This is a genomic window from Bacillus sp. TL12 (genome assembly GCF_022625245.1).
In the GTDB taxonomy this organism is placed as follows: domain Bacteria; phylum Bacillota; class Bacilli; order Bacillales; family Bacillaceae_G; genus Bacillus_A.
The window spans coordinates 25,667-34,145 of the sequence record NZ_JAJJBY010000040.1 but is presented as its reverse complement, the minus strand read 5'-3'; the positions used below and the strand labels follow the sequence as shown (position 1 = coordinate 34,145).

10 protein-coding genes and 2 pseudogenes are annotated in these 8,479 nt (G+C 39.3%); 7 read left to right on the top strand and 5 right to left on the bottom strand.

The window, feature by feature from the left end; all coding sequences use genetic code 11:
• On the bottom strand, positions 1-412 hold a 412-nt coding region (locus LOK41_RS24165), incomplete at its 3' end, for a methyltransferase domain-containing protein (RefSeq protein ID WP_241818635.1).
• Positions 413-912: 500 nt separating this feature from the next.
• Here LOK41_RS24165 and LOK41_RS24160 point away from each other — a divergent pair.
• The 6 genes and pseudogenes from LOK41_RS24160 (at position 913) to LOK41_RS24135 (ending at position 5,739) form a co-directional block, all read left to right on the top strand.
• Complete coding sequence (locus LOK41_RS24160) at positions 913-1,395, top strand: DUF2975 domain-containing protein (RefSeq protein WP_241818634.1); 483 nt, start codon at positions 913-915, stop codon at positions 1,393-1,395.
• Between the two features lie 11 nt (positions 1,396-1,406).
• Positions 1,407-1,622 (top strand): helix-turn-helix domain-containing protein, encoded by a 216-nt coding sequence (locus tag LOK41_RS24155; RefSeq protein ID WP_098359278.1) that lies wholly within the window; start codon positions 1,407-1,409, stop codon positions 1,620-1,622.
• A gap of 47 nt (positions 1,623-1,669) precedes the next feature.
• The gene (locus LOK41_RS24150) at positions 1,670-2,917 is read left to right on the top strand and encodes a DUF4153 domain-containing protein (protein ID WP_241818633.1); all 1,248 of its coding nucleotides are present in this window, start codon (positions 1,670-1,672) and stop codon (positions 2,915-2,917) included.
• Positions 2,918-3,552: 635 nt separating this feature from the next.
• On the top strand, positions 3,553-4,188 hold the full coding sequence (ycaC, locus tag LOK41_RS24145; RefSeq protein WP_241818632.1) for an isochorismate family cysteine hydrolase YcaC: 636 nt from the start codon (positions 3,553-3,555) through the stop codon (positions 4,186-4,188).
• An 83-nt stretch (positions 4,189-4,271) separates the two neighbouring features.
• Positions 4,272-4,403 (top strand): annotated as a pseudogene (locus LOK41_RS24140) (Tn3 family transposase); the annotation flags it as partial.
• Between the two features lie 106 nt (positions 4,404-4,509).
• A complete protein-coding gene (locus LOK41_RS24135) occupies positions 4,510-5,739 on the top strand; it encodes a serine hydrolase domain-containing protein (protein ID WP_241818631.1) in 1,230 nt (409 codons plus the stop codon).
• A gap of 82 nt (positions 5,740-5,821) precedes the next feature.
• Here LOK41_RS24135 and LOK41_RS24130 read toward each other — a convergent pair.
• Positions 5,822-6,049 (bottom strand): annotated as a pseudogene (locus LOK41_RS24130) (IS3 family transposase); the annotation flags it as partial.
• 219 nt (positions 6,050-6,268) lie between these two features.
• On the opposite strand from LOK41_RS24130, the gene LOK41_RS24125 reads away from it, so the two are divergent.
• Positions 6,269-6,856 carry a TerC family protein gene (locus LOK41_RS24125; protein ID WP_241818630.1) on the top strand — a complete coding sequence of 196 codons (588 nt, stop codon included), beginning with the start codon at positions 6,269-6,271 and terminating at the stop codon, positions 6,854-6,856.
• Positions 6,857-6,898: 42 nt separating this feature from the next.
• Here the strand turns inward: LOK41_RS24125 and LOK41_RS24120 are convergent, their stop codons facing one another.
• The 3 genes from LOK41_RS24120 to LOK41_RS24110 form a co-directional block, all read right to left on the bottom strand.
• Positions 6,899-7,204, bottom strand: coding sequence for an iron-sulfur cluster biosynthesis family protein (locus LOK41_RS24120; RefSeq protein ID WP_174100661.1), 306 nt, complete (start codon positions 7,202-7,204; stop codon positions 6,899-6,901).
• 97 nt (positions 7,205-7,301) lie between these two features.
• Positions 7,302-7,598 carry a GNAT family N-acetyltransferase gene (locus LOK41_RS24115; protein ID WP_241818629.1) on the bottom strand — a complete coding sequence of 99 codons (297 nt, stop codon included), beginning with the start codon at positions 7,596-7,598 and terminating at the stop codon, positions 7,302-7,304.
• Positions 7,599-7,806: 208 nt separating this feature from the next.
• Positions 7,807-8,379 (bottom strand): GNAT family N-acetyltransferase, encoded by a 573-nt coding sequence (locus LOK41_RS24110; protein WP_241818628.1) that lies wholly within the window; start codon positions 8,377-8,379, stop codon positions 7,807-7,809.
• Positions 8,380-8,479 lie beyond the last annotated feature (100 nt).

Here is an 8,479-nt window from a genome sequence, read left to right as displayed (position 1 = left end):
ACGGAGAAAGGGTCCTTTTTACTTCGGGAGCAGAGTAGGATTCGTGTTGATTTAAAATGAAATCAAATTGTCCGTCATCAAACGGTAAGACGTTGTCATCCGTTACCTCTACAACTTTTACACCTAAAGGTTCTAACTTCTTTTTGGCGATAGGAATATTAGGTGCATAACCTTCCGTTGCATAAATAGTAGGAGGAAAAGGGCGTAACAAGGATAAAAATTCTCCCCCGCCCGTTCCCATATCAAGCATAGAAGTAGCATGTTGCATAAGCGAAAAAGCCATGCTTCCGTAAGACCAAGAAAGTAACTGATTTTTTATGCGACCCGTTTCTGTAATAAAGGAAAAATCCCATCCGCTAAAACTCGCATTTGCAATTTCTAAAAGAGCTAAAAATAATTTGTCATTTTTCATGTTGGATCCTCCTGTTTATTATATGAATAGTGAATAAACAGTGGGGGAGGACCTCTAATTACAATATACGGTTGTTACGTTTCGTGTTCTAGTATTTTTATATGGAACCACTCCTGGCAAAAAGTATGTTGTTTTACCTTCTAGGTTTGTGAGTATAATACCTTCTAAATGTAAAAAATAAAATAGATGCAGCTGTGGTATTGAACTACCCCTAAGCGGCCATTTTGGGTACTTTTAAAGGGATTTGATTGGAGATATATGTTAGTATAGCAAGGAGATTATGAAGAAATATACTTAAGCTAACTGGCAGGTTAGCTGTACAAGTTATAAATTTAATGGTTTAAAGTTATAGAGCATTTCTTTTAATGAGGAATGCTTTTTATTTTTGCTTAAAACAAAAACCTACAATAAAAATGTTATTCAAATTAATAAAAATTTATTGTAAAACGATAAAATATATATTAAAATCAAAATCAGAATAAATAAGTGAGGTGCTTTTTATGGAAAAAGTAACAACGTTGTTTTTAAAAATAGCCGTTATTCTTTTAGGAGTCCCAGTTCTTGCTCTGTGCATCTTTTTGGTGCCTGAGATGGCGAATCTTGCAGCAAAATTGCTTCCAGAGTTTGCTTTTATAAAATATCTCGTTTTCATCGCTTTTGATGCATCGGCGACACCTTTTTACTTTGCTTTGTATCAGGCTTTCAAACTCTTACGCTATATTGACAAAAATAAAGCTTTCTCCGATTTATCTGTAAAAGCTTTAAAGAAAATCAAATACTGTGCCATCACAATCAGTATTTTGCATGTGCTAGTTTGGCCTCTCTTCTATATCTTTGCGGAAGTAGACGACGCACCAGGAGTTATCTTTGTCGGATTGGTTGTTCCTTTTGCTTCGATGGTTATCGCAGTCTTTGCGGCTGTTCTCCAAAAACTTTTACAAGAAGCAATTAATATCAAATCAGAAAATGATTTAACGGTCTGAGGTGAATAACAATGACAATTATAATCAATATTGATGTGATGTTAGCAAAAAGGAAAATGAGCGTAACAGAACTTTCGGAGAAGGTTGGAATAACAATGGCGAACCTTTCTATATTGAAAAATGGAAAGGCAAAAGCGATTCGATTATCCACTTTAGAGGCAATTTGTAAGGCTTTAGAATGCCAGCCTGGAGATATTTTAGAATACAAAAGTGACGAAGATAGTTAAGTGAATCAAGGAAACTTAATATAACAATTATCAGGGGAGGTATAACTATGGACATTAACAATTTGATTATTGAAAATATTGCTAACCCTCATGAGCTGGAGAGAATGTATAGAAAAGACCCGAAAACTTTTAATAAGTCATTCTCACACGCATGGGAACAAAATCCTGATTCTCAGGTTCTTGGCGTTTGGTATGAAAGATTGCATTTCAAGGAGACGACAAATACAGAAAAATCTTCCTTGCTTCAAAAAGGTTTCTTATTCATGGGCATTTTAGCCATTCTGGCCGGGATAAGCACCAGGATCATTTTCCATTTTGTCGAACAGGAAGCAATTGCTCCAATTAACCTGGCTTTTGGTATAATTCCCTTTATTGCTGCCTATTTTGTTTACAATAATACTCCGAAAAAAAGTGTTATTTATTCTCTTGCAGCGTTGTTCCTAATTTCCGGGTTTTATCTTAATATGCTGCCATTAGATTATAAAGACAGTATTATCCTTGCTTATTTACACCTTCCCATATTCTTATGGGTATTGGTAGGGCTTGCATTTACAGGAAATGAATATTCAAAAGGCAGTACAAGATTAGCCTATATTAAATTTAATTTGGAATATTGTATTCTCTACGCCAGTATGGCAGTTAGCGGAATGGTACTAGCAGCATTAACCATGCAGTTATTTAGCTTTGTTGGCTTGGATATAGAAGACTTCTATTTTAGTAATGTCGTTTTATTTGGTGCTGCCGCTCTCGCTATTGTGGCTGCATACCTGGTATCAATGAATCTTAAACTTGCTAAGAATATTACACCATATATAGCTAAAATTTTTAGTCCTCTTGTCCTAGTCACATTGTTGGTCTATCTTATAACGGTTATATGGGTCGGAAAAAATCCATTCTTGGACCGCAATTTTCTGATAGCCTTCAACGGAATACTCCTTGGTGTATTGGCCGTTACCATATTTTCCGTTACCGAGAGCGACTCAGACGAGAAAAAGAACATTTCAGATTATATCAATTTTGCCTTAATTGTTCTTGCGCTTATCATTGACAGTGTGGCTTTGTCAGCCATCGTGTTCAGACTTTCTTCTTATGGGATTACGCCTAATAGACTTGCTGTTTTAGGAGTAAACATACTTATCTGGGCAAATCTAATTTGGATTATGCTCTCCTATATGCGTTTTCTACAAAATAAATCCGGACCTTCAACTATCCAAGATGCCGTTACTAAGTATTTGCCGGTCTACGGACTTTGGGCAGCTTTCGTTACATTTACTTTTCCTATAATTTTTAATTAGAAAGGCTCTGTTAATGTAACGAGAAGCTAATCTTCTATAACGTATAAAATCCTTAGAGCCGATATTATGCAGCTTTTTATACAGAGTTGCATAATATCGGCTTATTTTCATTACTAAAGTTAAAAAGAGGGTATTCAAACTAGAAGACATAATATATTGTTGCAACTGGATTCTTTAAAATATGTCCAGTTTCATGTGCCCAGCGAAAAAGGACTTCATGAAACGTATTTGATAAGCTAAACTTACAGGTTTTAAGTTTGAGCTTGATTTAGATTAAATGTGAAAAGATGTACTTACACTAAAGGGGGCTTTTCTTCAATAAGATTTGAATAATGATCTTTAATAATCGGCGCGATTGTGGAAAAAAAACTTAGATTTTTTAATTTACATATATAACTGGATTTATAGAAGATGCGGAAGAGGAGAGGGGGAAAAACTTGAAAAGTGTAATTTGATGTACGGTACCTTTTCAAAGGGATATCACTCATTATCTAAAGGTTCGATGGTCATTTGTTGAGAAATAAATGAATACTTAACAATAAAAGGAAAATAATCGTAAGAAACGAAGAAGTTAAAGGTGAGCTTGCTGATATATGAGCTTTCTTCTATTACATTCATTAAAGGGGGATTATAAAATGTCTGATTTGTATTCTCGTCTTTCCAAAAATGATGCCGCTGTTCTTTTAGTGGACCATCAAACGGGTCTTATTTCCAGCCTAGTGCGTGACTATGGTGTTGATGAATTCAAGAACAATGTTATGGCTCTTGCTAATACCGCTAATTTTTTTAATTTACCAGTTATTTTAACAACAAGCTTTGAAAACGGACCGAACGGCCCACTCATGCATGAATTGGTTGAGCTCTTTCCTGGTGCACCAAAAATAGCTCGTCCTGGACAAATTAATGCATGGGACAATGAAGAATTTGTTAAAGCCATTGAAGAAACAGGTAAAAGGCAACTAATAATTGCAGGGGTTGTTACGGATGTTTGTGTTGCGTTCCCAGCACTATCTGCTGTAAACGCAGGATATGAGGTATTTGTTGTAACTGATGCATCAGGGACTTTTAATAAACAAGTTGCAGATGCTGCCCTTATGCGTATGGCTCATGGAGGGATCCAACTAATGAACTGGTTTAGCGTTGCAGCAGAATTACATCGTGACTGGCGAAATGACGTTGAAGGCTTTGGATCTTTACTTGCTAAACATCTTCCTAGTTATCAAAATATTATGGAAAGTTATATGAGAGCTCAAAGAGAGCTTAGCAAGTGAAATGACTTAATTAATAGTAGTACTGTTTCATTTTTTGCTTTTGTATTTCTATGATTATTTTTTTTGTGATGCCGTCTAATGAAGAGCTACGACGTACCATTCAATCTGCTACAAACAAGTCTGAGGCATTTAATGGATTTATAAAGTGGCTCTTTATTGGTGGAGAAGGTATTATTTCTGAGAATGATCGTGAGAAACAGAAGAAAATTATTAAGTAAAATTACTTAGTTGCCAACTGTCTTAAGAAGGAAACCAAATGAAAAAGATTACAACAGAAGATTTTCGTTCATCAGAAAATGGAAAAAAAAGGAGGGCTTCATGATGGGACAAAGTAACAAAGGCTTCTCCGAAATAGGGCTGCACAAAATGCGCAACGTGCTGGCACGACATGTCGATTCCCGGAAGATTCCTGGGGTCGTCGCCTTAGTCAGCCGGAACGGTCAGACGCACGTCGAAGCGCTCGGCACGATGCGCCATGATGGTGGTGCACCGATGCACCGGGACACGATCTTTCGGATGGCCTCGACGTCCAAGCCGCTTGCGATTGCGGCGGCAATGATCCTGCTCGACGAGTGCAGGCTGCGGCTGGATGACCTGGTTGAGACGTGGCTACCGGAACTCGCCGACCGGCGGGTGCTGAAGCGGATCGACGGCCAGCTGGACGATACCGTGCCAGCGCGTCGGCCGATCACCGTACGGGACCTGCTGACTTCTACGTTCGGGCTCGGCATGGATATTACGTCGCTTGGCACTCCGATCATGAACGCGATCTTCGAGAAGGGACTCACGCCCGATCTACCGGTGCCGATGCCCGAGCCGGATGAGTGGATGCGCCGCCTTGGCGAGCTTCCGCTGATGCACCAGCCCGGAGAGCGCTGGCAATACCACATCAGCAACGATCTACTCGGCGTGCTCGTCGCCAGGGTCACGGGCCAGTCGTTTGAAACATTCCTGCGCGAACGCATCTTCGCCCCCCTAGGCATGAAGGACACCGGTTTCCACGTACCCGCCAATAAGATCGACCGGTTGCCGACCCTCTACGCCCCCGATCCGCAGACCGGAGAGTTCATCGTGTGGGACGAGGCCAAGGGGGGACGCTGGAGCCAACCTCCGGCGTTCCAGGGCGGCGGCGGTGGGCTGGTCTCCACCGTCGACGACTACAACGCGTATTTACGGATGCTGCTGAATCATGGGATGCACGAAAGCGAACGGATCCTGTCCCGGCCCGCCGTCCAGCTGATGACCACCAACCGCCTCACGCCCGAACAGCAAGCCGCTCGAAACGCCATGGCCACCAACAACGTCCATGTGTCATTCGGCCAAGGGCAGCACGGTGGCTGGGGCTTCGGGATGGCGGTGCGCACCTACCGTGGCGACTACGCGCCCATCGGCCAGTTCGGCTGGGACGGCGGAAGCGGCACCACGACCTACGCCGATCCGGACAACCAGCTCACCGGAATCCTGCTTACCCAGGTCGGGCTGTCAGTCCCGAATTCGGCACGGCTTATCCACGACTTCTGGACCATGGTCTACCAGGCAATCGAAGACTGACACCGAGCCCACGGTTCGTCGTTCGTTTAAAAAAAGGTCGATGAAAATGAAGTGACCCCAAAAAGTTAGACACGTTATTTCATTAGGCAGCTTCTTGGGCATGAGTCCGGTATTGTACCGGACTCATGCCTTTTAGTTTTGCCTTAATTCTTTTATGATTATAGTACCCTATGTACTTTGCTAGTTCTTGCTTAAAGTGTTCTATATGCTTAAATTCTTTTCGATATAGAAATTCGGACTTCATGATCCCAAAGAAATTTTCAATCACTGCGTTATCGTAACAGTTCCCTTTACGAGACATACTTTGTGTATTACCCCATGCCCATCAAGCTAACAAAAGCAAATACCCCAAAACGAGAAAATTGACATCTCCAGGTGATTTTGGTTGAAATTATAACAAATAAAGGATAAAGAAGTAACTGTCAAAATATTTTAGCTATAAGTTTTAGGATTTCATATAGCTTAATGGGAAATTCTATTGTTAGTAAAGCTTTTACCTAATTTTTCGTTTTAGAAAGGAGAGAAGTGGATGGAGTCATTATGGCTAGAGTATGCTTGGGCACTATTAATTCTAATCGGATTAGAAGGATTGTTATCGGCTGACAATGCCCTTGTGCTAGCAGTGATAGCAAAGCATTTACCCGAAGATCAGAAAAAAAGAGCTATAAATTACGGAATCATTATGGCCTTCGTTTTCCGATTTGCTGCTCTTTTTGCCATTTCATTTATTGCAAATGTCTGGCAGATACAAGCAATAGGAGCAGCTTATCTTCTTTACCTAGGATTAAAGCATGTCATTCAGGCACGGTTCGGAAAAGACAATAAGAATATTCATAAGGACGATGAAAAGGAATCGGCAGGTAAAGGATACTGGTTCACAGTAGGAAAGATTGCATTAGCTGACCTTGCTTTTGCAATCGATTCGATACTAGCTGCGGTTGCTCTTGCCCTGGGTCTTCCAGATTCACCGCTAGACGATTTTGGTGTCTTAGACCATGATTTTCCACACAGTACAGCTTGGACTTTGATCTTCTATGGAGTATTAGTCGGTATTGCACTAATTGGTTGGTTTGCACCGGGAAATAAGTCATTTCAGAAAAATTCTACAAGGGAATAATGAAGAATCCCCCACGCTTCGGTTAAGAAACAGGGGGACTCTTCATTTTTTTATCGATAAACCATATACAAGTGTTTCACTAGGAGTTGTAATGCTAAAACCAGTCGTTTTATAATCAAGCTTTAACGTATCGCCGACATAGTTTTTTGTAAACTCATCCATTTGAATGATGATTTGCTCGTCTTCATAAACAACTTCATTTGAGTTATATTCATCAAAAATTAAATCGACATCAACAAATATACTGCAAGAATTCGTCATCGTGCCTCTAATACGTACGATGCTTTTGTTATTTACGTTTAATTTATGTAATACAGATTTTGCCTCATCAGTTACGCGAATGTTCATGGAATCCCAACTTTCGTTTATAGTTCTTATTCTATTATTGCAAAAACATGAGGAATAGGAAAGGAAAGGGACTCAGTGAATAATAAGCGTATAAAGGTTACGGTTTGAAAAGTAAGGATGGAACTGTAAATGTTTGCGTTAAGCACAACTTATTATCACTTGTTTTCTCAACTTCTTGATTCTTTATCCCATTCTTTTGGTAGAATTTTTTCCAGAAGTTCACCGCTGTGTTATTGTTTTTTAATTGCATGACATAATAGGTTCCTTTGTACTGTTTTAATAGTTGTAAAATTGCTTGATTTGCTATCTTTTTTCCGCGGTATGCTTTTAATAGGAAAAAATCGTTAATACAGTAATCTGTCTCAGGTGCTGTGAATGGTGATTTTGCGAGCAAGAGAAACCCAGCATATTTTCTTCATATTTAACGAAATAAGGGGAAAGCTCTTCCCGGTTACAAATAAGTTCAAAAGCATCAAATTCAAAAAATCCCTTTTCATTTGGATGAAGGGTAGGGGAGAATTCAGATAAATCATGTAAGTATAACGAATAAAAGTTTCTTAATATCTCTCTTTGCGCTGTAGAAACAGCTTCAAGGGTAATGTTCATTTTAATACCGCCTTTTGTAAAAATAACGCCTTTGTAATCTGAAAGTACAGCATACCTTCATACTCTTGAAGTGTTTCCTCCAAGTTTTGTACAGTTTCTTTAAATTCAAATCCAAGCTTATTTAATACATGAATAGATTTTTTGTTTTCTGGAAAGACGGAGGCCATAATCGTCTCGATTTCAATGGTTGAAAAAGCATATTGTAAAAGAGAAGACGTTGCTTCGGTGGCAAAACCTTTTCCCCATGCATTACACGAAAGTGCGTAATATAGTTCAGTTGAAGTTGGTTCGAAATCCGATGGACCTAAACCGCAATAGCCGATGAACTGTTGGGAAGATTTTTCTATGATAGAAAGATTAAATTTAGCAATATGGTTTGTAGTGTTTTTTTTATTCATGTCTATGCTCCAGTAAATAATATCTTCGATTTCTTTAAGAGAATAAATGGGTTCTGGAATATAGAGATTTACTTCAGGTTGTTTTTGTAATTCGTATAAGGCTGATGCATCAGAGATCCTATAAGGTCGTATATGTAGTCTTTCTGTTTCGATTTGAAGATTTACAAACATGTCGCACCTTCTTTATGTTGAATTTTTTACATGTAATACACCATTCGACAGAAAATGAATATATCCTTTGAATGTAAGGATTCATTCCAATAAAAAAGGC

Coding starts and splice junctions, on each gene's coding strand:
- LOK41_RS24160 (WP_241818634.1), top strand. CDS start 913: ATGGAAAAAGTAACAACGTTGTTTTTAAAAATAGCCGTTATTCTTTTA.
- LOK41_RS24155 (WP_098359278.1), top strand. CDS start 1,407: ATGACAATTATAATCAATATTGATGTGATGTTAGCAAAAAGGAAAATG.
- LOK41_RS24150 (WP_241818633.1), top strand. CDS start 1,670: ATGGACATTAACAATTTGATTATTGAAAATATTGCTAACCCTCATGAG.
- ycaC (WP_241818632.1), top strand. CDS start 3,553: ATGTCTGATTTGTATTCTCGTCTTTCCAAAAATGATGCCGCTGTTCTT.
- LOK41_RS24135 (WP_241818631.1), top strand. CDS start 4,510: ATGGGACAAAGTAACAAAGGCTTCTCCGAAATAGGGCTGCACAAAATG.
- LOK41_RS24125 (WP_241818630.1), top strand. CDS start 6,269: ATGGAGTCATTATGGCTAGAGTATGCTTGGGCACTATTAATTCTAATC.
- LOK41_RS24120 (WP_174100661.1), bottom strand. CDS start 7,204: ATGAACATTCGCGTAACTGATGAGGCAAAATCTGTATTACATAAATTA.
- LOK41_RS24110 (WP_241818628.1), bottom strand. CDS start 8,379: ATGTTTGTAAATCTTCAAATCGAAACAGAAAGACTACATATACGACCT.